General features: G+C 73.8%; 23 protein-coding genes. 13 read left to right on the top strand and 10 right to left on the bottom strand.

What is annotated here, in order from left to right; translation table 11 throughout:
- Positions 1–84: 84 nt before the first annotated feature.
- From FHX78_RS25595 to FHX78_RS25580, 4 genes are all read right to left on the bottom strand, one after another.
- On the bottom strand, positions 85–771 hold the full coding sequence (locus FHX78_RS25595) for a response regulator (RefSeq protein WP_145869753.1): 687 nt from the start codon (positions 769–771) through the stop codon (positions 85–87).
- Between the two features lie 22 nt (positions 772–793).
- A complete protein-coding gene (locus FHX78_RS25590) occupies positions 794–2017 on the bottom strand; it encodes a sensor histidine kinase (protein ID WP_145869752.1) in 1224 nt (407 codons plus the stop codon).
- Between the two features lie 124 nt (positions 2018–2141).
- Positions 2142–2423 (bottom strand): PspA-associated protein PspAA, encoded by a 282-nt coding sequence (pspAA, locus tag FHX78_RS25585; RefSeq protein WP_145869751.1) that lies wholly within the window; start codon positions 2421–2423, stop codon positions 2142–2144.
- Between the two features lie 39 nt (positions 2424–2462).
- Positions 2463–3248 (bottom strand): PspA/IM30 family protein, encoded by a 786-nt coding sequence (locus tag FHX78_RS25580; protein ID WP_268257227.1) that lies wholly within the window; start codon positions 3246–3248, stop codon positions 2463–2465.
- A 232-nt stretch (positions 3249–3480) separates the two neighbouring features.
- Here FHX78_RS25580 and FHX78_RS25575 point away from each other — a divergent pair, with 232 nt between their 5' ends.
- On the top strand, positions 3481–4158 hold the full coding sequence (locus tag FHX78_RS25575; protein ID WP_145869750.1) for a DUF3043 domain-containing protein: 678 nt from the start codon (positions 3481–3483) through the stop codon (positions 4156–4158).
- 83 nt (positions 4159–4241) lie between these two features.
- Positions 4242–4910, top strand: a complete 669-nt coding sequence (locus FHX78_RS25570; RefSeq protein ID WP_145869749.1) for a methyltransferase domain-containing protein — start codon at positions 4242–4244, stop codon at positions 4908–4910.
- Positions 4911–5060: 150 nt separating this feature from the next.
- Here FHX78_RS25570 and FHX78_RS25565 read toward each other — a convergent pair whose 3' ends face one another.
- A complete protein-coding gene (locus FHX78_RS25565; protein ID WP_145869748.1) occupies positions 5061–5291 on the bottom strand; it encodes a hypothetical protein in 231 nt (76 codons plus the stop codon).
- A 116-nt stretch (positions 5292–5407) separates the two neighbouring features.
- Here FHX78_RS25565 and FHX78_RS25560 point away from each other — a divergent pair, with 116 nt between their 5' ends.
- Positions 5408–6607, top strand: a complete 1200-nt coding sequence (locus FHX78_RS25560) for a bifunctional adenosylcobinamide kinase/adenosylcobinamide-phosphate guanylyltransferase (protein ID WP_145869747.1) — start codon at positions 5408–5410, stop codon at positions 6605–6607.
- Positions 6608–6619: 12 nt separating this feature from the next.
- On the opposite strand, the gene FHX78_RS25555 is transcribed toward FHX78_RS25560, so the two are convergent.
- The gene (locus tag FHX78_RS25555) at positions 6620–7669 is read right to left on the bottom strand and encodes a class I SAM-dependent methyltransferase (RefSeq protein WP_145869746.1); all 1050 of its coding nucleotides are present in this window, start codon (positions 7667–7669) and stop codon (positions 6620–6622) included.
- 280 nt (positions 7670–7949) lie between these two features.
- Here FHX78_RS25555 and cobT point away from each other — a divergent pair, with 280 nt between their 5' ends.
- A complete protein-coding gene (cobT, locus tag FHX78_RS25550) occupies positions 7950–9092 on the top strand; it encodes a nicotinate-nucleotide--dimethylbenzimidazole phosphoribosyltransferase (RefSeq protein WP_145869745.1) in 1143 nt (380 codons plus the stop codon).
- A gap of 223 nt (positions 9093–9315) precedes the next feature.
- Here cobT and FHX78_RS25545 read toward each other — a convergent pair whose 3' ends face one another.
- On the bottom strand, positions 9316–10059 hold the full coding sequence (locus FHX78_RS25545; RefSeq protein WP_145869744.1) for a hypothetical protein: 744 nt from the start codon (positions 10057–10059) through the stop codon (positions 9316–9318).
- A gap of 60 nt (positions 10060–10119) precedes the next feature.
- Here FHX78_RS25545 and FHX78_RS25540 point away from each other — a divergent pair, with 60 nt between their 5' ends.
- Both FHX78_RS25540 and FHX78_RS25535 read left to right on the top strand, forming a co-directional pair.
- Positions 10120–10911 carry an adenosylcobinamide-GDP ribazoletransferase gene (locus tag FHX78_RS25540; RefSeq protein ID WP_145869743.1) on the top strand — a complete coding sequence of 264 codons (792 nt, stop codon included), beginning with the start codon at positions 10120–10122 and terminating at the stop codon, positions 10909–10911.
- 83 nt (positions 10912–10994) lie between these two features.
- On the top strand, positions 10995–11612 hold the full coding sequence (locus FHX78_RS25535) for an RDD family protein (RefSeq protein WP_145869742.1): 618 nt from the start codon (positions 10995–10997) through the stop codon (positions 11610–11612).
- Here the strand turns inward: FHX78_RS25535 and FHX78_RS25530 are convergent.
- Entirely contained in the window at positions 11560–12348 is a 789-nt protein-coding gene (locus FHX78_RS25530; protein ID WP_145869741.1) for an endo alpha-1,4 polygalactosaminidase, read from the bottom strand. The two genes, FHX78_RS25535 and FHX78_RS25530, sit on opposite strands and share 53 nt — an antisense overlap.
- 299 nt (positions 12349–12647) lie before the next feature.
- On the opposite strand from FHX78_RS25530, the gene FHX78_RS25525 reads away from it, so the two are divergent.
- The 7 genes from FHX78_RS25525 (at position 12648) to FHX78_RS25495 (ending at position 23178) form a co-directional block, all read left to right on the top strand.
- Positions 12648–14183, top strand: a complete 1536-nt coding sequence (locus FHX78_RS25525) for a leucyl aminopeptidase (protein ID WP_145869740.1) — start codon at positions 12648–12650, stop codon at positions 14181–14183.
- Between the two features lie 238 nt (positions 14184–14421).
- Positions 14422–15810, top strand: coding sequence for a dihydrolipoyl dehydrogenase (lpdA, locus tag FHX78_RS25520; protein ID WP_145869739.1), 1389 nt, complete (start codon positions 14422–14424; stop codon positions 15808–15810).
- Between the two features lie 63 nt (positions 15811–15873).
- Positions 15874–17712, top strand: a complete 1839-nt coding sequence (gene sucB, locus FHX78_RS25515; RefSeq protein ID WP_145869738.1) for a 2-oxoglutarate dehydrogenase, E2 component, dihydrolipoamide succinyltransferase — start codon at positions 15874–15876, stop codon at positions 17710–17712.
- 241 nt (positions 17713–17953) lie between these two features.
- A complete protein-coding gene (locus tag FHX78_RS25510; protein WP_145869737.1) occupies positions 17954–18577 on the top strand; it encodes a GntR family transcriptional regulator in 624 nt (207 codons plus the stop codon).
- A gap of 288 nt (positions 18578–18865) precedes the next feature.
- Positions 18866–21568, top strand: a complete 2703-nt coding sequence (gene aceE / locus FHX78_RS25505; RefSeq protein WP_145869736.1) for a pyruvate dehydrogenase (acetyl-transferring), homodimeric type — start codon at positions 18866–18868, stop codon at positions 21566–21568.
- Between the two features lie 61 nt (positions 21569–21629).
- Complete coding sequence (locus FHX78_RS25500) at positions 21630–22607, top strand: helix-turn-helix transcriptional regulator (protein WP_145869735.1); 978 nt, start codon at positions 21630–21632, stop codon at positions 22605–22607.
- Between the two features lie 52 nt (positions 22608–22659).
- A complete protein-coding gene (locus tag FHX78_RS25495; RefSeq protein ID WP_145872152.1) occupies positions 22660–23178 on the top strand; it encodes a DUF4240 domain-containing protein in 519 nt (172 codons plus the stop codon).
- A 34-nt stretch (positions 23179–23212) separates the two neighbouring features.
- Here FHX78_RS25495 and FHX78_RS37965 read toward each other — a convergent pair whose 3' ends face one another.
- Together FHX78_RS37965 and FHX78_RS25485 are read right to left on the bottom strand one after the other, a co-directional pair.
- Positions 23213–23392, bottom strand: a complete 180-nt coding sequence (locus FHX78_RS37965; protein WP_145869734.1) for a hypothetical protein — start codon at positions 23390–23392, stop codon at positions 23213–23215.
- Complete coding sequence (locus FHX78_RS25485) at positions 23389–24297, bottom strand: peptidoglycan recognition protein family protein (protein ID WP_229924097.1); 909 nt, start codon at positions 24295–24297, stop codon at positions 23389–23391. Before FHX78_RS25485 ends, FHX78_RS37965 begins: the two co-directional genes overlap by 4 nt.
- Positions 24298–24332: the final 35 nt, after the last annotated feature.

Raw genomic sequence — 24332 nt, 5'->3', positions numbered from 1 at the left:
GCCATCCACGGGGGCCGATCCGTAGACCCGAGGTCCAGTCTCCGGTACGGGGGCGTACTCCGGCCGCAGTACGCCCGGCGGAGCTCAGTCCACCCTTGGACGGACCAGCCCCGACTCGTAGGCGGTGACCACCAGCTGGGCCCGGTCGCGGGCGCCCAGCTTGGCCATGGCCCGGTTGACGTGGGTCTTCACGGTCAGCGGACTGACCTGGAGGCGTTCGGCGATCTCGTCGTTGGAATGCCCGCCGGCCACCTGGACCAGCACCTCGCGCTCGCGCACGGTCAGCGAGTCGAGCCGTTCGGCGCGGGCGGGGTCCCGGTCGGCGTCGCCGGCCGTGCCCTCCTGGGCGAGGAAGCGGGCGATCAGGCCCTTGGTGGCGAGCGGGGACAGCAGCGCCTCTCCCCCGGCGGCGATCCGGATGGCGTTCAGCATCTCCTCCGGCTCGGAGCCCTTGCCGAGGAACCCGGAGGCGCCGGCCCGCAGGGACTGCACCACGTAGTCGTCGACCTCGAAGGTCGTCAGGATCACCACCCGGACCCCGGCGAGTGCGGGGTCCGCGCTGATCATGCGGGTGGCGGCGAGTCCGTCGGTGCCGGGCATCCGGATGTCCATGAGGACGACGTCGGCGCGCTGCTCGCGGGCCAGCCGGACCGCCTCCGCGCCGTCGGACGCCTCGCCCACCACCTCCATGTCCGGCTCGGAGTCGACGAGCACGCGGAAGGCGCTGCGCAGCAGTGCCTGGTCGTCGGCGAGCAGGACACGGATCGTCATACGGGCTCCAGCGGGACGGTGGTCACGGGCGGCTGTCCTGGGCGGCGGAGGTGCGGGGCTCGACGGGCAGGATCGCATGGACGCGGAAACCGCCGCCGTAGCGGGGGCCGGTGGTGAGGGTGCCGCGCAGGGCGGTGACGCGTTCGCGCATGCCGAGCAGTCCGTGTCCGCCGCCGGGGGTGTCGTCCTGGTCCTCGCCGCTGCCGTCGTCGAGCACGGTGATCTCGATGTGGGGTCCGACGCGGACGACGCTGACCTCGGCGCGCGCCTCGGTGCCGGCGTGCTTCTGGACGTTGGTCAGGGCCTCCTGGATGACCCGGTAGGCGGCCAGGTCCACGGCGGCGGGGAGGCCGGTGCCCTGGTCGGTGCGGGCGACCTCGACGCGCAGCCCGGCGTTGCGGAAGGTTCCCGCGAGTTCGTCGAGGCGGTCGAGGCCGGGGGCCGGCTCGGTGGGGGCCTCGGGGTCGCCGGACTGGCGCAGCAGGCCGACGGTGGCCCGCAGTTCGCCCAGCGCGGAGCGGCTGGCCTCGCGCACGTGGGCGAGGGCCTCCTTGGCCTGGTCGGGCCGCTTGTCCATGACGTGGGCGGCGACCCCGGCCTGCACGTTGACCAGGGCGATGTGGTGGGCGACGACGTCGTGCAGGTCGCGGGCGATGCGCAGGCGCTCCTCGGCGACCCTGCGGCGGGCCTCCTCCTCGCGGGTGCGTTCGGCGCGCTCCGCCCGTTCGCGGATGGCCTGGACGAAGGCGCGGCGGCTGCGCACGGCGTCCCCGGCGGTGGCGCCGATACCGGTCCAGGCGAAGATCGCCAGGTTCTCCTGGGCGTACCAGGGCAGGGGGCCGGCGACCATGGCGGTGCCGGTGAGGACCGTCATGGTGAGCAGGCCGATCCGCCAGGTGGTGGGGCGGTCGGTGGTGGAGGCGACGGTGTAGAGCGCGACGACCGCGCACATGGCGACGGGGGCGCGGGGGTCGCCGGTGACGGACTCCGCGACCGAGACGCCGCCGGCCAGGGCGAGCACCGTACGGGGGGCGCGGCGGCGGAGGACGAGCGCGGCGGCGCCGAGGGTCATCAGGACCAGGCTGAGGGGGTCCGGGGTGCGCAGTCCCCAGTCGATGCCCTCGGGGCCGTGCGGTTCGACGAAGGAACCGGCCACCATGCACGCCAGGACGCCGGCGGCGAGGGCCGCGTCCAGTGCGAAGGGGTGTGCGCTCAGTCGGCACCGGGCGCGGTCGAAGGGGGTCACGGGTGTTTACGGTAGCCGGGGCGCGCGGCCGTTCCCACGGGACCGGGTGGGTGTGACCCTCCCGGGGAACGCCTCCCCGGGCCTCGCCCCCACCCGCGGGGCGGGACGGGGGCGGCCGGTGCCGTCAGGTGCCGGGGATCAGGCCGTCGTCGCTCAGCAGGGCCCGGACCTCCTCGAGCGTGGCGTCCGGGGACGGCAGGATCAGGTCGGAGGGCTCCAGGGAGTCGTCGGGCAGGGGCTCGCCGAGCTCGTGGACCTTGGCCAGCAGCGCCTTCAACGTCGCGCGGAAGCCCGGCCCGTCGCCGTTCTCCATCTCGGCGAGCAGTTCCTCGTCCAGCGTGTTCAGGTCGGCGAGCCGGTCCTCGGCCAGCGTCACCTGCCCCTCCCCCATGATCCGTACGATCATGTCGCCCTCCTCGGCGTGGGCCCCTGCCGCCGTCGGTGCCTACTGCTTGTCGAAGCGGGGGGTGTCCTGCGGCTGCTGCTGGGACTGCTGCTGACCGTTGCCGCCCTCGATGGCCTGCTGCCCGCCGGAGGTGCCCCCGGCCAGCTCGGCCTTCATGCGCTGCAGTTCCAGCTCTACATCCGTACCACCGGAGAGCCGGTCCAGCTCGGCCTGGATGTCGTCCTTGTGCATGCCGGACTGGTCGTCGAGGGCGCCGGAGGCGAGCAGTTCGTCGATCGCGCCGGCCCGCGCCTGGAGCTGTGCGGTCTTGTCCTCGGCCCGCTGGATGGCCAGCCCGACGTCGCCCATCTCCTCGGAGATGCCGGAGAAGGCCTCGCCGATCCGGGTCTGCGCCTGGGCGGCGGTGTACGTGGCCTTGATGGTCTCCTTCTTCGTGCGGAAGGCGTCCACCTTGGCCTGGAGGCGCTGGGCCGCGAGGGTGAGCTTCTCCTCCTCGCCCTGGAGGGTGGCGTGCTGGGTCTCCAGGTCCGTCACCTGCTGCTGGAGGGCGGCGCGGCGGGACAGCGCCTCGCGGGCCAGGTCCTCCCGGCCCAGCGCGAGCGCCTTGCGGCCCTGGTCCTCCAGCTTGCCCGACTGGGACTGGAGCTGGTTGAGCTGGAGTTCCAGGCGCTTGCGCGAGGTGGCCACGTCGGCGACACCGCGGCGGACCTTCTGGAGCAGCTCCAGCTGCTTCTGGTACGAGTAATCGAGGGTTTCGCGCGGGTCCTCGGCCCGGTCAAGGGCCTTGTTCGCCTTCGCGCGGAAGATCATCCCCATACGCTTCATGACACCGCTCATGGGCTTCGCGCGCCCCCTTCTGACGGACTCCAGCTCCAGCTCCTGCGACAGAACCCACAGTACGGGCCCTGCATCCATTACCGCACTGTCCGGGGACGGATGCGCTCATCCCCAAGGACGACTGACCGCCCTCCGGCTCCGGCGTAGGGAGTAGGTGATCCCCGGGGCCCGCCGGACCACCCGGACATCCGGACGCCGTCACAACGTCCCCTCTGTCCTTTTGGAGACGTCCGGCGTTGCCGGATCGTTCCCCCCGGGGCTGGGGTCCAACCCCGGGCACCCCGTACCCTTGGGTTTTGTGTTCCGTAGCCGTGCCAAGGAAGAGAAGGCGTCGGCCGCCGACAAGGCGACCGTGACCGACTCCCAGCAGACCCGCCACCCGGAGGCCCCCAAGGGCCGTCCCACGCCCAAGCGCAGCCAGGCCCAGAGCCAGCGGCGCAGCGTGGCCAATACGACGATGTCGCGCAAGGAGGCCGCCAAGCGGCAGCGTGAGGAGCGCCGTGCCGCGCTGGAGCGTCAGCGCCAGGCGCTGGCCAGTGGTGACGAGCGCTACCTGCCCGCCCGTGACAAGGGTCCGGTGCGCCGGTTCGCGCGCGACTTCGTGGACTCGCGGTTCAACATCGCGGAGTACTTCCTGCCGATGGCCGTGATCATCCTGGTGCTGAGCATGATCCAGGTGCCCCAGTTGCAGAACGCGGCGCTGCTGCTGTGGCTGGTGGTGATCGTGATGATCGTGCTCGACTCGGTCGTCACCGGGTTCCGGCTGAAGAAGCGGCTGGCGGAGCGCTTCCCCGACGACAACCGGCGCGGCGCGGTGGCCTACGCGCTGATGCGCTCGCTCCAGATGCGCCGGCTGCGGCTGCCCAAGCCCCAGGTGAAGCGCGGGGAGCGGCCCTGAGCACCACGCCGTGTGCCGACGGCGCGGCGCAGGACCGGCTGAGCGGGCTCGGCGGTCTGCGGGACGTCGTCCGGCAGGAGCTGGTGGCCCGCCAGCTGGAGGAGCAGATAGTGGGGCGCTTCCCGGTCGGGCGGCGGCTTCGCGTGCTCGACGTGGGCATGGGCCGGGGGGCGCAGGCGCTGCGGCTGGCCCGGGCCGGGCACCAGGTGACCGGCGTCGAGCAGGACCCGGCGTTGATCGCCGCCGCGCGGGAGGAGCTCGCCGGGGAACCGGAGGGCATCCGGGAGCGGATGCGGATCGTCCAGGGTGACGGCCGGGACACCGGGGTGCACTTCCTGCCGGGCAGCTTCGACGTGGTGCTGTGTCACGGCGTGCTCATGCGGGTCGAGGAGCCGGACGCGCTGCTGGCCGGGCTGGCCCGGATGCTCGCGCCCGGCGGCATGCTGTCCCTGCTGGTGCGCAACGGCGACGCGGCCGCGATGCGGCCGGGTCTGGCGGGCGACTGGGCCGGGACGCTGGCGGGTTTCGGCGCGGCGTCCTACGGGCTGAAGTGGCTGACGGCGACCCTCGCGGGGATCGGCGCGCCGCTGCACACCTGGTACGGCGTACGGGTGTTCACGGACACGGTCCCGGACGACGCGTGCCTCCCGGACGACTTGGAGACGCTGCTCGCGGTCGAGGACCGGGCCGCCCGCACGGACCCCTACCGCGGGGTGGCGGCGCTGCTGCACCTGTGCGGGGTCCGGGGCTGAGATCACCCTTACGGGGTCCCGGGCCACGGCTCCCCGGGGTCGCCGCGCGAGGGGTTGGGGCCGCGTGAGGGATCCTCACGGGCGCCGCGCGGAGGGCTGTCACGGGCGCGGTGCGAGGGGCGAGGGCCGTCGTGGCCCCCGCCCCGTTGCTCACGCCTCTTCCGCCGCGGTTTCCGTCTCCGCGTGGAGGCTCATCGGGCCGTAGATCTCCGTGCTGTCCTCCAGCAGGCGCACCTGGTCGGCGCCGCCCTCCGCGAGGGCCTTCCAGTTCTCCCCGATCCAGGACTCGGCGTCCCCCTGTGTGGGGAACTCCTCCGGCGGCACCGCGGGCTCGACCTGCGTCCCGTCGGCCTTCTCGAACCGCCACGTCCATGCCGCCATGTACGCCTCCCATAGGTGTGAGCACACTGCACAGCAGGAGCCGGATCGCGTCCGGCTCCTGCCCAAGAGCCTAGTCGGACGGGCAGCGACCGTGGGGAGGGGCGAAAATCGGGGGCGTGGAACTGACTCTGCTCGGCACCGGTGCCCCCGCGGGACTCCCCCGCCCCGACTGTCCCTGCGCCGCGTGCGCGTCCGCGCTCGGCGCGGACGCGCGGGCGGCCGCCTCGCTGCTCGTGGACGGGGCGCTGCTGCTCGACCTCACGCCGGGTGCGGCGTTCGCCGCCGCCCGCGCGGGGCGTTCCCTGGGCGGCGTACGCCAGGTGCTGCTGTCGCACCCGCACGACGGGCCCGCCGTCGAGCTGCCGGCCGGGCTGCCGCAACCCGGACGGGTGCCGGACGGGCGGGAGCTGGCGCTGCTGACGGGCCATCGGGTGCGGGCGGTGGCCCTGGACGCGCCGGGCACCGGATACGCGGTGACCGGGCCGGACGGGCAGCGGCTGCTGTACCTGCCGCCGGGCGGGGCGCCGGCCGGGCTGGAGGCGGCGGCCGAGACGTACGCGATGGTGCTGCTGGACGTCGTGGGGCGGCCGGACGCGCTGGCGCGGCTGCGGGAGACGGGGGCGGTGGGCCCGACCACGGACGTCGTCGCCGTCCACCTGGACCACGACGTGCCGCCGGGCGCGGAGCTGCGGCGCCGGCTCGCGGCGGCCGGGGCGCGTGCCGTGCCCGACGGGACGACCCTGGAGGTGGGCGCCTACGAGGACGTGCCCGACGTGCCGCGGCGGACGCTGGTGCTGGGCGGGGCGCGCTCGGGCAAGTCGGTGGAGGCCGAGCGCCGGCTGGAGTCGTTCCCCGAGGTGCTGTACGTGGCGACCGGCGGGTCGCGCAACGGGGACACCGAGTGGGCGGCGCGGGTGTCGGCGCACCAGGAGCGGCGGCCGGGGTCGTGGCGGACGGTGGAGACCTGCGACCTGGTGCCGCTGCTGAAGGACGACGGGCCGCCGCTGCTCGTGGACTGCCTGTCGCTGTGGCTGACGGACGCGATGGACGCCGTGGGGGCGTGGGACGACGCGGAGTGGGCGGACGGCGGGGAGCGGGCGCTGCGGGCGCGGGTGCGGGAGCTGACGGACGCGGTGCGCGCGACCCGGCGGACGGTGGTCGCCGTCTCCAACGAGGTGGGCTCGGGCATCGTGCCCGCCACCGCGTCCGGCCGCCGCTACCGGGACGAACTCGGGCGGCTGAACGCCGCGTTCGCGCGGGAGTGCGAGCAGGTGCTGCTGGTGGTGGCGGGGCAGGCGGTCGTCCTGCGGGGGTGACGCCCCGGCGGGTCAGCTCTCCGGCTTGCGCGCGACGATCCGGTAGGCGTTGGCGAACGGCGTGTGGCGGACCAGGGGTGCGAGGGCCAGGTCCGTCACCGCGGCCGCGACCACCAGCGGGGTGCCGGCGCGCAGCAGGACCGTGCGCAGGTGCCGCCGGAAGGGGGTCGGCGGGATGGCCCGCCAGGGGGTGTCCGGGGCGGGCAGCGCGTGCGAGAGGGCGAGGGCGGTGAGCCCGGCCAGGTCGTGCGGCACGTGCGCCGCGCGGTGTCCGGCGGTGACGACGGTGCAGCCCAGGAGTTCGAGTTCCGCGCGGAGGTTGCGCGGGGGCAGCAGGTGCAGCCGGCGGGGCTGGTCGTAGGGCAGCCACCAGCGGCCGAACAGGGCGGCGTAGGCGCAGCGCGGGTCGAGGGTCTCGACGAGCAGGTGGCCGCCGGGGCGCAGGGCATCGAGGGCGGCGTGGAGTTCCGCGCGGGGGTCGGTGGTGTGTTCCAGGTGGTGCAGCAGGCTGACCACGTCGTAGCGGCCGGCCAGCCGCGCCATGACGCCCGGGTCCGTCAGGGGCCCGATGTGGGCCTCCTCGACGCGGCCGAGCGTGCGGGCTCTCTCGACCCGCGCGGTGAGGTCGGTGCCGTCGAAGGAGGTGTACGGGAAGAACTCCCGCGCGGAGAGCGGGAAGCGGGCGAGTCCGGTGCCGACGTCCAGCCAGCTCTCCGGTTCGCCGAAGGGGAGCATCGCGCGGGCGGCGGCGCGGCGCCGGTGCCGGGCGGCGTGCAACGCCAGGACGCGTTCGGTGGCGGGGTCCCGGGGGGCGCCGCGCACGGCCCGCCGGTAGAAGGCGAGCCCCTCGGCGGTGAGGCGGGGGTTCTGGAAGGTGTGGCCGCAGTCCCGGCAGACGTCCACGGTGAACAGGCCAGGGCGGTGCCGGCGCAGGTCGCCGGTGCGCAGCCGGTTGCGCAGCCGCGCGGAGCCGCACCAGGGGCAGTCCGCGCGGCGCGGTTCGTGCACCCGGGCGGAACCGTGCGGCACGGGGGGCGCGGTGTCGGGGGTGAGCGCGGACATGGGCGGCTCCCGGCGTGAGGGCGTGCGGCACGGAGTGACGCGACGGGCGGGACGGGCGGGTCGGAGGTGGGGCACGGCGACGGTCGGACGGGTCAGACGGGGCGGACGGCGGAGGGAGGGGGCGGACGGTCGGATGTCCGGCATTCCCTTGCAAAACGTTACGTACGGGGAGAGGTTCCGGGGTGGACCGGCGCCGGGGTGGCGTGGTGCGGGTGAGGCGGTGCGCGCGGTGTCGGCCGGCACGCCCTCGTGTTCGAGCGGGGCCGGTACTGTTCGGCGAATGAGCTCGCTTAATCTCGACGACTTCACCGATCTGATCGAGCGTCCGGACGGCGGGGTGCGCCGCGACGCGGAGGCGCACCGGGAGCGCCGGATCGTGCCGCCCGGGTCGCTGGGCCGCCTCGACGACCTGGGTGAGTGGCTGGCGGCGGCGCAGTCCTCGGTGCCGGTGCGGCCGGTCGAACGCCCGCGGGTGGTGCTGTTCGCCGGTGATCACGGGATCGCCGAGCTGGACGTCTCGGCGCGCGCCGCGGGCACCGCGGCCGGCCTGGTGCGGGAGGTGCTGGACGGCGGCCGTCCGGTGTCCGTGCTGGCCCGGCGGCTGGGGGTGCCGGTGCGGGTGGTCGACATGGCGCTGGATTGCGACCCGGAGTCGCTGCCCGAGGACGTCGTACGGCACCGGGTGCGGCGGGGCAGCGGACGCATCGACATCGAGGACGCGTTGACCCCGGAGGAGGCCGAGGCGGCGTTCCGGGCGGGAATGGCCGTGGCCGACGAGGAGGCCGACTCCGGTACGGACCTGGTGGTGCTCGGCGATGTGAGCGTGGGCGGGACCACGGCGGCGGGCGTGCTGGTGGCCGCGCTGTGCGGGACGGACGCGTCGGTGGTGACCGGGCGCGGCGGCCGGGCGATCGACGATCTGGCGTGGATGCGCAAGTGTGCGGCGATCCGTGACGCGCTGCGCCGGGCCCGGCCGGTGCTGGGCGACCAGTTGCAGTTGCTCGCGACGGTCGGCGGGGCCGATCTGACCGCGATGACGGGTTTCCTGTTGCAGGCGGCGGTGCGGAAGCTGCCGGTCGTCCTGGACGGGGTGGTGACGGCGGCGTGCGCGCTGGTGGCCCAGCGGGTCGCGTTCCGGGCGCCGGACTGGTGGCTGGCCGCGCACGACAGCGGTGAGCCGGGGCAGGCGAAGGCGCTGGACCGGATGGCCCTGGAGCCGGTCCTCTCCCACGGCATCAGGGTGGGCGAGGGGACGGGAGGGTTGCTGGCTCTGCCTCTGGTGCAGGCGGCCGCGGCGCTGGCGGCGGAGTTGCCGGAGGAGGGGGCGGGGGAATCGGCGGAGCCGGACGTTTCGGCGGAACCGGGTGTTGCGGCGGGGCCGGACGTTTCGGTGGGGCCGGAGGGGCTCGCCGGGCGCGAGTGACGAGGGGCGTGGGGCGAGGAGCGGGGGGCGGGGGTTCGGGCTGGTGGGCGCCCCCGCCGCCCCTTCCCGTCCCGTCCCCGGGGGCTCCGCCCCCGGACCCCCGTCGCGCAGTTCCCCGCGCCCCTGATGTGCGCAGTTCCCCGCGCCCCTGGTGTGCGCGGTTCCCCGCGCCCCTGGTGTGCGCGGTTCCCCGTGTCCCTGGTGTGCGCGGTTCCCCGTGTCCCTAGGGGGACGGGTCGGGTTTGCCGCCGAGCCAGTCCTGGAGGGCTCGGCGGGGGCCGGACCAGCGGCGGTCGTGGTGGTAGGCGCGCAGGGTCGCCCTCGCCCGGGCGCGGGGCCGGCGCCGGTAGAAGCGCTTGGCCCACGGGGAGTCGGGGCGGGCCAGCCGCAGGCAGCCGATCAGGGCCACCACGGGGACGATCACGCCGAAGACGGCGATGCGCGTCTTGCCCTTGCTCAGGGCGATGAGCGCGAAGAGGAAGTTCACCGCGACGTTCGCGGCGACGCTCGCCCGGTTCTGGAGTTCGTCCTCGGAGAGGTCGTTGACGCCGAACGGCGCGAACCCGACCAACAGGAGGCCGACCAGGGCGGCGGTGAGGACGACCATCTCCACGCTCTTGCGGCCCGCCTCGCTCCAGTAGACGTCGTCGAGGTGGAGGATCAGGGCGAACTCGTCCAGGACGAGCCCCGCGCCCATCCCGAACAGGACCGCGCTGAGCGCCGCCCCGAAGCCGCGTCCGCCGCCCGCCACCGCGCCGAAGCCGCCGATCACGGTGAGGATGACGCCGGGCACGACGTGATGGATGTGCACCTCGCCGGCCGTCACGTTGCCGAAGGGGCCCTTCCCGGCCCGGATCAGCCGGGTGACGACCCGGGTGATCAGGAAGGTGAGGACGAAGGCCGCGAGGGCGAGGAGCAGCGGAAGCTTGCCCGGCTCCAGGATGTTCCGCTCCCACCAATGTCCCATATGAGCACTTTATCCACAGCTGCCACGGGCGCCCCGGTGACCGCCCGGTAATCTGCGCCGATGCCCGAGCCCTTCACCGCTCCCCCGGCCGACGGCCTCCGTTTCGCCTTCGGCACCCTCACCGCGCTCCCCGTGCGGGTCACCCGCTGGGACCGTCCGGCCGCACGCGCCGGCATGCTGTGCGCCCCGCTGGCCGGGCTGGCGATCGGTGTCGCGGCCGCCTCCGCGGGCCTCCTGCTGCTGTTCCTCGGCGCCGGTGCGCCGCTCGCCGCCGTGGCCACGGTGGCCGTGCCGGCCGCCCTGACCCGGGGGCTGCACCTCGACGGGCTCGCCGACACCGCGGACGGGCTCGGCAGCGCCAAGCCGGCCGAGGACGCCCTGCGGATCATGAAGCAGTCGGACATCGGACCGTTCGGGGTGCTCACGCTCGTCCTCGTCCTGCTGGCCCAGGTGGCCGCGCTGGCCCGGGCGTACGACGGGTCCTGGGCGCGCGGCGCGCTGGCCGCCGTGCTGTCGGCGGTCGTGGCGCGGCTGGCGCTCACCCTGGCCGCCCGCGCCGGGGTGCCGCCCGCCCGCCCCGAGGGGCTGGGCGCGGCGGTCGCGGGGGTGGTGCCGGGGGCGGGCGCGGCCGGTGTCGCGCTCGCCGTCACCGGGGTCGCGGCGGCCGGGGGCGCGCTCGTCGGGGCGTACGACGTCGTCCGTGCCGTGGTCGCGGTGGCGGTGGCCCTCGTGGGCGCGGAACTCCTGCTGCGGCACTGCGTCCGCCGTTTCGGCGGGGTCACCGGTGATGTGTTCGGGGGGCTCGCGGAGACCGCCGCGACGACCGCGCTCGTCGTCATGTCACTGGGCTGAAACGATCCCCGCCTCCCCCTGCGGTCCCGTGGGCTCCATGGTTAGCCTGGTGCGCTCAACTCATCGGACAACGGGGGACGTTGATGCCGGCAATCCGTCGTGCCACGGCCTGGGCCGTCGACTTCGCGCTCGTGGTGGCGCTGGCGTCGGCGCTCGCGGCGCTCACCTTCCAGCGGATCTCCACGCTCGTCACCGACGTGCCCGGCCTGGCCGCCCGGGGCGCCTTCGACCTGCTGACCTCGCGCGGTGACGTGGTCGACGCCTCCGGGGACCTCGGCCTGTCCCTGTGGAACAAGTCCGTGCTGTACGTGGAACAGGCCTTCGGGCTGCTGGTCGTCGCCACGTTCCTCTACCAGTGGGCGTGCCTCGCCCTGGCCGGGCGCACCGTCGGCAAGGGACTGGCCGGGCTGAAGGTCACCCCGCGGATGCCCGGCCGGGCCGCGCTGCGGGCGGCGGTGACCACGGTGGCGGACGTCGCCGTGTACGCCGTGGCCTGTGTGCTGCTGGTCGAGGGACAGGTCGCGCTGTCGGTGCTGGTGTGGGCGGTCGCGGTGGCGCTGTTCCTGTTCAACGCGCTGCCCGTGCTCGGCCCCGCCCGCCGCTCCCTCGCCGACCGGGTGGCGGGCACGGCCGTGACCGGGGTGAGCCTCAGCATGCCCGGCGCCATGCGCCGAGTTCGTACTCCTTCAGCAGCGAACTGAGCTTCAGACGGCGGGAGTCGGCGCAGAAGCGTTCGGTGGGCAGCTCGTACTCGGCGTGGAAGACGGCCTTGCCCGCCTCGACGAACGGCGTCAGCTCGTCGCACTCGCCGTACTGCGCGCACTGCTCGTTGACCGCGAAGTCGAAGTCGCCGACCAGCTCCGGGATCTGGTCCAGGTCGTTCTTCAGGCCGACGGCCATGCCGCGCTCGTGGGCGAGCCGGGCCACGAGACGGTTGTAGCGGAGCTGGTCGCCGGCGGTGAGCGGGAAGCCGGTGCGGTTGCGGTAGCCGTCCATGTTGTCCGGCTCCACCGCGTCGAAGCCCTTGTCGCGGCACATGTCGATGCGCTCCGCCATGAGCGGCTCCAGCACGTCGGTGCGGCGGATGTCGAGCCAGCGCTCGCCCTCCCAGCCGTTGCCCCGGCCGATCACCGACGTGGGGAAGTCGCCGGCGTCCGGGCGGAAGTCCTCCCAGGCCCCGGTGGACAGGTAGCAGATCACCTTGCGGCCGTCGCGGTGCAGCGCCTCGACGGTCTCCCGGGAGTGGTCGAAGCCGTCGATGTCGTACACCGGGACGTCGACGGAGGTGTCCAGGCGCCCGCTGAGCTGCCACTGCCAGTCCGTGCCGGGCCGTGGCTGCCAGCGGTCGCCGGGCGCCTTCGCGTCGGGCCCGGGCGCGGTGGTGCAGGCGGCGAGCAAGAGGGCGAGCAGCGCGACAAGCAGGGAGGGTCGTCTCACCGGGGTCTCCAGGACGGGGCGGCGTGGTCGGCGCCACGGGGGGCACACAGGAACCTCAAGGATGATCGTCGTCGCCCGGCGGCCCGACGGCGGGGCCCCGGAGGGGGCCGCCCGGTGAACACCCGTGTGCGGGAGCGGGCGCGCACACGCGCGTAGTCTCGTTCCCGAGTGTTCGCCGCACCGGGGAAGGCCCCGACGGGACCGCACCCAGACATGGCGATTAGGGTCGGCTGCCGGGCCCGGTCGACCCACACCTTTCGGCCACCGCAACTTCACATCGGAAGCGAGATTTCACCACCGTGACTGCTCTCACTCTCAGCACCGCCGCGGTCCCCGGCCTGCGGGCCGACGCGATCGTGATCGGTGTCGCCAAGGGCTCCGCGTCGAAGCCCGGGGCCCCGGTCGTCGCACCGGGCGCCGAGGCCGTGGACCAGGCGTACGACGGCCGGCTCGCCGCCGTCCTGGAGACGCTCGGCGCGTCGGGTGCCGAGGGCGAGGTGACGAAGCTCCCCGCGCCGGCCGGCTTCAAGGCGCCGCTCGTGGTGGCGGTCGGCCTCGGCCCCCAGCCCGGGAAGGACTCCGGCTACGGCACCGAGGCCCTGCGCAAGGCGGCCGGCGTGGCCGCCCGCACCCTCACCGGCACCAAGAAGGCCGCGTTCGCCCTGCCCCTGACGGACGCCGCCGACGCCGGCGCGGTCGCCGAGGGCGTGCTGCTGGGCGCGTACTCCTTCGACGCCTACAAGGACAACGGCAACGGCGGCAAGAAGAACGGCAAGGCGCCGCTCGCCGAGGCCGCGCTGGTCGGCGGCAAGCCCCGCGACAAGGCGTTCAAGGCCGCCGTCGAGCGCGCGACCGCCGTCGCCGAGGAGCTGAACCGCGCCCGCGACCTGATCAACACCCCGCCGAACGACCTCAACCCGGAGGCGTTCGCCGCCGTCGCCCAGGCGGCGGCCAAGGAGCACGGCATCAAGGTGCAGGTGCTCGACGAGAAGGCCCTGGCCAAGGGCGGCTACGGCGGCATCCTCGGCGTCGGCGCCGGCTCCGCGTCCGGTCCGCGCCTGGTGAAGCTGTCGTACACCTCGTCCAAGGCGAAGAAGCACCTCGCCCTGGTCGGCAAGGGCATCACCTACGACTCGGGCGGCATCTCGCTGAAGCCGGCCGGCCACAACGAGACGATGAAGTGCGACATGAGCGGTGCCGCCGCCGTGTTCGCCGCGGTCGTCGCCGCCGCCCGCCTCGGCCTGGAGGTCAACGTGACCGGCTGGCTGGCGCTGGCCGAGAACATGCCCTCGGGCTCGGCGACCCGTCCGGGTGACGTGCTGCGCATGTACAGCGGCAAGACCGTGGAGGTGCTCAACACCGACGCCGAGGGCCGGCTCGTGCTCGCGGACGCGCTGTGGGCCGCCTCCCAGGAGAAGCCGGACGCGATCGTGGACGTGGCCACCCTGACCGGCGCGATGGTGCTGGCCCTGGGCAGCCGCACGTTCGGCGTCATGGCCAACGACGACGCCTTCCGCGCCGCCGTGCACGAGGTCGCCGAGGAGGTGGGCGAGCCGGCGTGGCCGATGCCGCTGCCGGAGCACCTGCGCAAGGGCATGGACTCGGCCACGGCCGACATCGCCAACATGGGCGAGCGGATGGGCGGCGGACTGGTCGCCGGCCTGTTCCTGCGCGAGTTCGTCGGCGAGGGCATCACCTGGGCCCACCTCGACATCGCGGGCCCGGCCTTCAACGAGGGCGGCCCCTTCGGCTACACCCCCAAGGGCGGTACGGGTTCGGCGGTGCGCACGCTGGTCCGGCTCGCCGAGCGGGCCGCCGCCGGCGACCTGAGCTGACCTTCTCCGGGTGACGGGGCCCCGCACGCGGAAGCGGCGGGGCCCCGGCCGCTCACCCGGCCGAAGACGTGGGGCGTCTCACATGCCTGCCCGGCGTCTCGTTCCGTGCCGACAAGTGCGAAGATGGGGCTCGGCAGGACAGGGCCCCCACCGAAGGGCCGAGGCAACAAGCGGCCGCACACCAGCCGCCGACCGGTCACTGGAGACCGGCGTGGCGCACATGCATGGAGGACGTGACGTGGCGAACGACGCCAGCACCGTTTTCGACCTAGTGATCCTCGGCGGTGGCAGCGGTGGTTACGCCGCGGCCCTGCGCGGGGCTCAGCTGGGCCTGGACGTCGCCCTGATCGAGAAGGACAAGGTCGGCGGTACCTGCCTGCACCGGGGATGCATCCCCACCAAGGCCCTGCTGCACGCGGGCGAGATCGCCGACCAGGCCCGCGAGAGCGAGCAGTTCGGCGTGAAGGCCACCTTCGAGGGCATCGACGTACCGGCCGTCCACAAGTACAAGGACGATGTCGTCTCCGGGCTCTACAAGGGCCTGCAGGGACTCATCGCCTCCCGCAAGGTGACCTACATCGAGGGTGCGGGCCGGCTGTCCTCCCCCACCTCCGTCGACGTGAACGGCCAGCGGATCCAGGGCCGCCACATCCTGCTGGCGACCGGCTCCGTGCCGAAGTCGCTGCCGGGCCTGGAGATCGACGGCGACCGCATCATCTCCTCCGACCACGCCCTGGTCCTGGACCGCGTGCCGAAGTCCGCGATCGTCCTGGGCGGCGGCGTGATCGGTGTCGAGTTCGCCTCCGCGTGGAAGTCGTTCGGCTCCGACGTCACCATCATCGAGGGCCTGAAGCACCTGGTGCCGGTCGAGGACGAGAACTCCTCCAAGCTGCTGGAGCGCGCCTTCCGCAAGCGCGGCATCAAGTTCAACCTGGGCACGTTCTTCCAGAAGGCCGAGTACACCCAGGACGGCGTCAAGGTCACCCTGGCGGACGGCAAGGAGTTCGAGGCCGAGGTCCTGCTCGTCGCCGTCGGCCGCGGCCCGGTCTCCCAGGGCCTGGGCTACGAGGAGGCCGGGGTCGCCATGGACCGCGGCTACGTCCTGGTCGACGAGTACATGCGCACCAACGTTCCGACCATCTCCGCCGTCGGTGACCTCGTCCCGACCCTCCAGCTCGCGCACGTCGGCTTCGCCGAGGGCATCCTGGTGGCGGAGCGTCTGGCCGGCCTGAAGACCGTCCCGGTCGACTACGACGGTGTCCCGCGGGTGACGTACTGCCACCCGGAGGTCGCCTCCGTCGGCATCACCGAGGCCAAGGCCAAGGAGATCTACGGCGCGGACAAGGTCGTCGCTCTCAAGTACAACCTGGCGGGCAACGGCAAGAGCAAGATCCTCAAGACCGCGGGCGAGATCAAGCTCGTCCAGGTCAAGGACGGTGCGGTGGTCGGCGTCCACATGGTCGGCGACCGCATGGGCGAGCAGGTCGGCGAGGCCCAGCTGATCTACAACTGGGAGGCCCTGCCGGCCGAGGTGGCCCAGCTCGTGCACGCCCACCCGACGCAGAACGAGGCGCTCGGCGAGGCCCACCTGGCCCTGGCCGGAAAGCCCCTCCACGCCCACGACTGACGCCCCCAGTCCATCGGGCGCGACGACACAGACTTCCGCACTTTTAAAGGAGCAACCGAAACCATGGCGGTTTCCGTAACCCTTCCCGCGCTCGGCGAGAGCGTCACCGAGGGCACTGTCACCCGCTGGCTGAAGGCCGAGGGCGAGCGCGTCGAGGCCGACGAGCCGCTGCTCGAGGTCTCCACCGACAAGGTCGACACCGAGATCCCCGCTCCCGCCTCCGGCGTGCTGTCCTCCATCAAGGTCGCCGAGGACGAGACCGTCGAGGTCGGCGCCGAGCTGGCGCTGATCGACGACGGCAGCGGCGCCCCGGAGGCCGCTCCGGCCCCGGCCGCCGAGCAGGCGCCCGCCGCCGAGCAGGCCGCCCCGCCCGCCCCCGCGCCGGCCCCGGCCGCGCAGCCGTCCACCGAGCAGGCCGCTCCCGCCCCGGCGCCCACCGCCGAGGCCGCGGCCGGCGGCGGCTCCGCCCAGGGCACGGACGTGGTCCTGCCCGCGCTCGGCGAGTCCGTCACCGAGGGCACCGTCACCCGCTGGCTGAAGTCGGTCGGCGACACCGTCGAGGCCGACGAGCCGCTGCTGGAGGTGTCGACGGACAAGGTCGACACCGAGATCCCCGCCCCCGCCTCCGGCACCCTGCTGGAGATCGTGGTCGGCGAGGACGAGACGGCCGAGGTCGGCGCCAAGCTCGCCGTCATCGGCGAGGCCGGTGCCGCGCCCGCCGCCGCCCCGGCCCCGGCCGCCCCCGAGGCCCCGGCGCAGCCCGAGCCCGCCCCGGCGCAGCCCGAGCCCGCCCCGGCCCCGCAGCAGGCGGCGCCGGCCGCCCCCGCTCCGGCCGCCCCGGCCCCGGCGCCCGCCCCGCAGGCTCCCGCGGCTCCGGCTCCGCAGCCGGCCGCCCCGGCCCCCGCTGCGGCCCCGGCCGCTCCGGCCGCCGCTCCGGCCGCTCCCGCCGCCGCCCAGCCGACGGACGAGGGCGCCTACGTCACCCCGCTGGTGCGCAAGCTCGCCGCCGAGAACGGCGTCGACCTGTCCACCGTCAAGGGCACCGGCGTCGGCGGCCGCATCCGCAAGCAGGACGTCGTCGCCGCCGCCGAGGCCGCGAAGGCCGCCACCGCCGCCCCGGCCCCGGCCGCCGCGGCTCCGGCCGCCCCCGCGAAGAAGGCCCCGGTCCTCGAGGCCTCCCCGCTGCGCGGTCAGACCGTGAAGATGCCGCGGATCCGCAAGGTCATCGGCGACAACATGGTCAAGGCCCTGCACGAGCAGGCCCAGCTGTCCTCGGTGGTCGAGGTCGACGTCACCCGTCTGATGAAGCTGCGCACCCGGGCCAAGGACGCGTTCGCGGCGCGCGAGGGCGTCAAGCTCTCCCCGATGCCGTTCTTCGTCAAGGCCGCGGCCCAGGCGCTGAAGGCCCACCCGGCCGTCAACGCCAAGATCAACGAGGCCGAGGGGACCATCACCTACTTCGACACCGAGCACATCGGTATCGCGGTGGACTCCGAGAAGGGCCTGATGACCCCGGTCATCAAGAACGCCGGTGACCTCAACATCGCCGGTATCGCCAAGGCCACGGCCGACCTCGCGGCCAAGGTGCGCGGCAACAAGATCACGCCGGACGAGCTGGCGGGTGGCACGTTCACCATCAGCAACACCGGTTCGCGCGGCGCGCTGTTCGACACGATCATCGTGCCCCCGGGCCAGGTCGCGATCCTCGGCATCGGTGCCACGGTCAAGCGTCCGGCCGTCATCGAGACCGAGGAGGGCACGGTCATCGGCGTCCGCGACATGACCTACCTGACCCTCTCCTACGACCACCGCCTGGTGGACGGTGCCGACGCGGCCCGTTACCTGACGGCGGTCAAGGCGATCCTGGAGGCGGGCGAGTTCGAGGTCGAGCTCGGCCTGTGACCCGCGGTCACTGACACGGTCGTACGGTGCCCCCGTCCGGAAGCTCACGGAGCTTTCCGGGCGGGGGCACCGGCGTTGGGCGGCGGCGATGCCGCCGCGCCGCGGCTGTAGGGAACATGTAAGTCTCGTCTCACCTGGGCGAAAGCGCCCCCGTGCGCGCCTCCCGGGCGGGCCCACGGCCGTATTGTCTAAGCGTCAACGCCCTCTGGGGGGCCGGTGAGCCCCTGTCTAAGGAGCCATCATGACCGCGCCCGTCGTCCACTCGCTGCGCGAACAGATCCGCGAGCACATCCTGGAAGGGATCATCAGCGGACGCTGGAAGCCGGGCGAGCGGATCGTGGAGCGGCGGATCGCGACCGAGCTGGAGGTCAGCCAGACGCCGGTGCGGGAGGCGCTGCGCGAGCTGGAGTCGCTGCGGCTGATCGAGTCGGCGCCCAACAAGGGCGTACGGGTGCGGAACCTGACGGCCGCCGACCTGGAGGAGAGCTACCCGGTCCGGGCGGGCCTGGAGGCGATCGCGGCGGAGCTGGCGGCGGCGCGGCTGGCGGAGGACTGCTCGGCCCTGGAACCGCACGTCGCGGCGCTGTACGAGGCGGACCGGCTGTCCGACGGGACGGGCCAGGTGCGGCACACCGTGGCGTTCCACCGGGAGCTGGTGCGGGCGGCCGGCAACTCGGTGCTGCTGCACACCTGGGAGGGGCTGGGGATCGAGGTGTTCACGGCCCTGTCGATACGGTGGCTGGGGACGGTGCAGCAGTCGTACGCCGAGGAGCACGAGGAGCTGGTGGCGGCGTTCCGCCGGCGGGACCCGCGGATCGCGGAACTGGTGAAGGCGCATGTGCTGGGGTGCGCGCCGCGGGCGTAGCGGGTTCCCCCGCCGGTGCGCTCGTCCGGACTCTTCTGCGCACACACCGCCTCACCTGCGCAAACACCCCCTCCGGGCAGTCACCCGGTGCCATCGCCGGAGGCACCCCGTGCCTACTTTCTCGTGATCAAGAGATTTTGCCCCTCAACCCTTTGATCGATCATCGATCAGCGAGTTACAGTCGCCAGCGGGCTTCCACCGGAGCCCACGCCCTGTCCTGCCAAAGACCAAGGGCACCCCGAACCCTTACCGATGAGGGAACCCCCTTCGACTGAGGAAGGCGGCGACATGACCGACCCCAACGCCATCCAGCCGAGCGAGCTCGACCAGCTCCCGGACCGCGACCCCGAGGAGACCGCCGAGTGGCAGGCCTCCCTGGACGCCGTCACCAAGGCGGCCGGGCCGCACCGTGCCGCGTACCTGATGCGCCGCACGCTGGAGCGCGCCGAGGGCGCCGGCATCGCGCTGCCGAAGCTCCTCGAGACCGACTACGTCAACACCATCCCCACCCCCGCCGAGCCCGTCGTGGACGGCGACGAGGAGATGGAACACCGGATCACCGCCTGGAACCGCTGGAACGCGGCGGCCATGGTGACCCGCGGCAGCAAATACGGCGTCGGCGGCCACATCGCCACCTTCGCCTCCGCCGCCTGGCTGTACGAGACCGGCTTCAACCACTTCTTCCGCGGCAAGGAGCGTGACGGCTCCGGCGACCAGCTCTACATCCAGGGCCACGCCTCCCCCGGCATCTACGCCCGCGCCTTCCTCGACGGCCGGATCAGCGAGCAGCACCTGGACAACTTCCGCCGCGAGGCGGGCGGCAACGGCCTGCCGTCGTACCCGCACCCGCGGCGCCTGCCCTGGCTGTGGGAGTTCCCGACCGTCTCCATGGGCCTCGGCCCGATCTCCGCGATCTACCAGGCGCGCTTCAACCGCTACCTGACCAGCCGCGGCATCAAGGACGTCTCCGAGTCGCACGTGTGGGCGTTCCTCGGCGACGGCGAGATGGACGAGCCCGAGTCGACGACCGCGCTCACCCTCGCCTCCCGCGAGCAGCTGGACAACCTGACCTTCGTCATCAACTGCAACCTGCAGCGCCTCGACGGTCCGGTCCGCGCCAACTTCAAGATCGTGCAGGAGCTGGAGGCCCAGTTCCGCGGCGCCGGCTGGAACGTCGTCAAGACCCTGTGGGGCACCGCCTGGGACGAGCTGTTCCAGCTCGACACCACGGGCGCGCTGGTCCGCCGGCTGCGCGAGGTACCGGACGCGCAGGTGCAGACGTACCAGACGCGCGACGCCGCCTACATCCGCGAGGACTTCTTCGGCAAGGACCCGGCGCTCGTCGAGATGGCGAAGCTGCTGAGCGACGACAAGATCCTCGAGTGCTTCCACGTCTCGCGCGGCGGCCACGAGGCCCGCAAGGTCTACGCCGCCTACAAGGCCGCGCTCGCCCACAAGGGCGCGCCGACCGTGATCCTCGCGCAGACCGTCAAGGGCCACACCCTCGGTGAGGGTTTTGCCTCGAAGAACGCCAACCACCAGATGAAGAAGCTGACGGTGGACGAGTTCAAGGCGATGCGCGACCGCCTGGGCCTGCCGATCAAGGACAGCGACTTCGTCGACGGCGTGGTCCCCTACGGCCACCCGGGCGCCGACTCCCCCGAGGTCCGCTACCTCCAGGAGCGCCGCGCCGCCCTGGGCGGTCCGGCCCCGGCCCGCCGCGTCCACCCGGTCGCGCCGCTGCCGCAGCCCGCCGACAAGGCGTTCGCCGCCTTCGACAAGGGCTCCGGCTCGCAGAACGTGGCGACCACCATGGCGTTCGTCCGCCTGGTCAAGGATCTGGTCCGCGACAAGGAGACCGGGAAGCGCTGGGTGCCGATCGTCCCCGACGAGGCGCGCACCTTCGGCATGGAGAGCCTCTTCCCGTCCCTCGGCATCTACTCGCCGATGGGCCAGACGTACGAGCCGGTCGACCGCGACCAGCTGATGTACTACAAGGAAGCCAAGAACGGTCAGATCTTCAACGAGGGGATCACCGAGGCCGGCGCCATGGCCGAGTTCATCGCCGCCTCGACGTCGTACGCGACGCACGGCGAGACGATGATCCCGTTCTACATCTACTACTCGATGTTCGGCTGGCAGCGCACCGGCGACCAGATGTGGCAGCTCGGCGACCAGCTCGGCCGCGGCTTCCTGGTCGGCGCCACGGCCGGCCGCACCACGCTGACGGGCGAGGGCCTGCAGCACGCCGACGGCCACTCGCCGGTCATCGCCGCGACCAACCCGGCGGCCCTGACGTACGACCCGGCGTTCGCGTACGAGATCGGCGTCATCGTCAAGGAGGGTCTGCGCCGGATGTTCGGCGAGGCGAAGCCGGACGAGGACCAGAACGTCTTCTACTACCTGACGGTCTACAACGAGCCGCTGCCGCAGCCCGCCAAGCCGTCGGCGGCCGGTGTCGACGAGGGCATCGTCAAGGGCCTGTACCGCTTCAACACGGCGGAGTCGGCGGGCCTGACCCCGGTGGCGAACGCGCCGCGGATCCAGCTGCTGGGCTCCGGCACGGCGATCCACTGGGCGCTGAAGGCGCAGCGGATGCTGTCCGAGGAGTGGGGCGTGGCCGCCGACGTGTGGTCCGCCACCTCGTGGACGGAGCTGCGCCGGGACGCCATGGAGGCGGACGAGGCGCTGCTGCGCGGCGAGGACCGGGTGCCGTTCGTCCGGCAGGCGCTCCAGGGCGCCGAGGGTCCGGTGCTGGCGGTCTCCGACTACATGCGCCAGGTCCCGGACCAGATCGCGCAGTGGGTCGAGCAGGACTACTCGTCGCTGGGCGCCGACGGCTTCGGTCTGTCGGACACCCGTGACGCGGCCCGCCGCCACTTCGGTGTCGACGCCGAGTCCATCGTCGTCGCGGCCCTGGCGCAGCTCGCCCGGCGCGGCGAGGTCCAGGCGGCGTCCGTGAAGGAAGCGCGCGAGAAGTACGGCCTGTAGGGCCCGGATCACGACAGGAGGCCCCCGCCCACCCGGCGGGGGCCTCCTGCATGATGGGCCCATGCGTGCCGCCCGGTTGATCAAGATGGTGCTGCTGCTGCAGTCCCGGCCCTCCATGACCGCCGCCGAGCTGGCGCGGGAGCTGGAGGTGTCGGAGCGGACGGTCACCCGGGACGCGCAGGCCCTGTCGGAGGCCGGGGTGCCGGTGTACGCGGAGCGGGGGCGGATCGGCGGCTACCGGCTGGTCGGCGGGTACCGCACGCGGCTGACGGGGCTGGCGCGCGGCGAGGCGGAGGCGCTGTTCCTGTCGGGGGTGCCGGGCGCGCTGCGCGAGATGGGACTGGAGGACGCGGCCTCGGCGGCCCGGCTGAAGGTGTCGGCGGCGCTGCTGCCGTCCCTGCGGGACGCCTCCCGCACGGCGGCGCAGCGCTTCCACCTGGACGCCCCGAACTGGTTCCGCGCGCCGGAGACGCCCGCGCTGCTGCCCGAGGTCGCGGACGCGGTGTGGGACGACCGGCGGATCACCGCCCGCTACCGGCGCGACGACGCCCTGGTGGAGCGGGAGTTGGAGCCGTACGGGCTCGTGCTGAAGGCGGGCGTCTGGTACCTGTGCGCGCGGGTGGCGGACGGCGGGGCCTTCCGGGTGTACCGGATCGACCGGTTCACGGCCGTGGAGGCCGGCGGGGAGCGCTTCGAGCGGGCGGCGGACTTCGAGCTGCCGGCGTTCTGGGAGGAGCGGGCGGAGCAGTTCGCGCGGTCCCTCCTGCGGGCGGAGGTCGTGGTGCGGCTGACGGCGGAGGGCGCGCGCCGGCTGCCGCACGCCGTGGATCCGCTGTCGGCGCGGGAGGCGCTGGACGGGGCGGGCGGGCCGGACGGGGACGGGTGGGTGACGGTGACCCTGCCGGTGGAGTCCGAGGAGGTCGCGCACACGCAGCTGACGGCGCTGGGGGCGGAGGTGGAGGTGCTGGCGCCGCGGAGCCTGCGGGAGCGGTTCGCGGCGCAGGCGGCGCGGCTGGCGGAGCTGTACCGGCCGCGGTAGGGCGCGCACTCCGGGTGCGTCGCCCGGCCCCAGGGCCGATGCTGGACGCGTGATGGACGAGACGGAGTTCTGGGAGCTGGTGGACGCCACCCGGGAGGACGCCGAGGGCGACCCGGAGGAGCAGGCCGACCTGCTCGTGGAGCGGCTCGTGCGGCTGGACCCGGAGGCGGTCCTGGACTTCGCCCGTCACTTCGAGTCCCGCTACCACCGCGCCTACCGCTGGGATCTGTGGGGCGCCGCGTGGGTGCTCCTCGACGGGGCGAGCGACGACGCCTTCGACTACTTCCGGTGCTGGCTGATCGGCCAGGGCCGGGAGGTGTTCGAGGGCGCGGTGCACGACCCGGACGCGCTCGCCGGCCTGCTGGACGACTTCGACGAGGAGATCGACGGCGACGGCGAGGATCTCGGTTACGCGGCGGACGAGGCGTACGAGCAGCTCACCGGCACGGTGGCGCCCGACCTCGCCCTGCCCCCGGCCCCGGCGGAGCCGGAGGGCACGCCGCTCGACTTCGAGAACGAGGCCCTGCTCGCCGAGCGCTACCCGCGGCTCTGGGAGCGGTTCCGCGGCTGAGCGGCGGGCGGCGTGCCCCGGCGTCCCCGTCCGGTCACAGCCGGCGGTGCGGCGGGCCCGGTGCGTGGCGCAGGGGTGCGGCGTTGGCCTGCATGAGGGCGGCGGCGGTGTGGGCGGCGGGGCCGAGGACGACGGCCGCGGCGGCGCACAGGGCGGTCCAGGGGCGGCGCAGTGCCTCCGCCCAGGTGGTACTTCGGTCGGGGGTGTCGTTCATCGGTCCTGCTCTTCGTTCCGTGTGTCGCTGTGTGTGTCGCTGTTCCGTACGGGGGTGGGGTCCTCGCGGTTCTGGGTCCGGGTGTCGCGGCCCTGGAGGCGGGCCGCGAGGGTCCTGAGGTACGGGAGGCGCGCCTGGAGGGCGGCGCCCGGGCAGTCGGTCATGTAGCCGTCGCTGTGGCCCGCGAGCGCGGGCAGGGTGGCGGTGACGCCGGCCGCGTAGCGGCTGCCGCCGTTGCTGGAGACCAGCCGGACGTCGGCGCGCGGGTCGGTGCCGGAGGTGCCGAGTTTCCAGGCGGACACCGCGGCGATCGCCCTCAGCATCTCCTCCGGCACCTCGGTGCCCTCGGTGAAGGTGCCGAGGGCGGCGATCCCGGTGGTGCGGTGGTTGAAGCCCTGGGTGTGGGCGCCGGTGACGGCGCGGTCGGTGCCGCCCGCGCGGCCCTCGTAGACGGTGCCGCAGCGGTCGACGACGAAGTTGTAGCCGAGGTCGTCCCAGTGGCGGCCGAGGGTCTGGCCCTCGTACAGGCCCCGGATGATCCCGGGCGCGTCGGCGCAGTCGTAGCCGTTGGGCGAGTCGGTGTGGTGGACGAAGACGGCGACCACCGCGTCGTCGTAGCGCGGGGGCGGCTGGTCGCGGGCGCCGTCACCCAGCCAGACGGAGCGCGGCACGACGGGCGGCCGGGGCGCCTGGTGGGCGGCCGCCGGCCGGGCGGCGGGGCCGGCGGACTCGGCGGCGTGCTCGACGCCGTGGGCGCACAGCACCAGGGCGAGCGCGGCGGCCAGGCCCGGCAGACAGCCGAGCGACGCCGTGGCGGGCCTGGGCAGGCCCGGGGTGCCGGGCCCGCCGGGTATCCGGGGGGAGCGGCGCTTCCGCGCTCCGCGCGGTCTCCTGGGGACACGCATGGTCCCACTGTGGGTCCGGTCCGGCCGGTCCGCGA

It is taken from the genome of Streptomyces capillispiralis (assembly GCF_007829875.1).
Taxonomy (GTDB): Bacteria; Actinomycetota; Actinomycetes; order Streptomycetales; family Streptomycetaceae; genus Streptomyces; species Streptomyces capillispiralis.
This window is presented reverse-complemented; position numbering and strand designations above follow the sequence as displayed.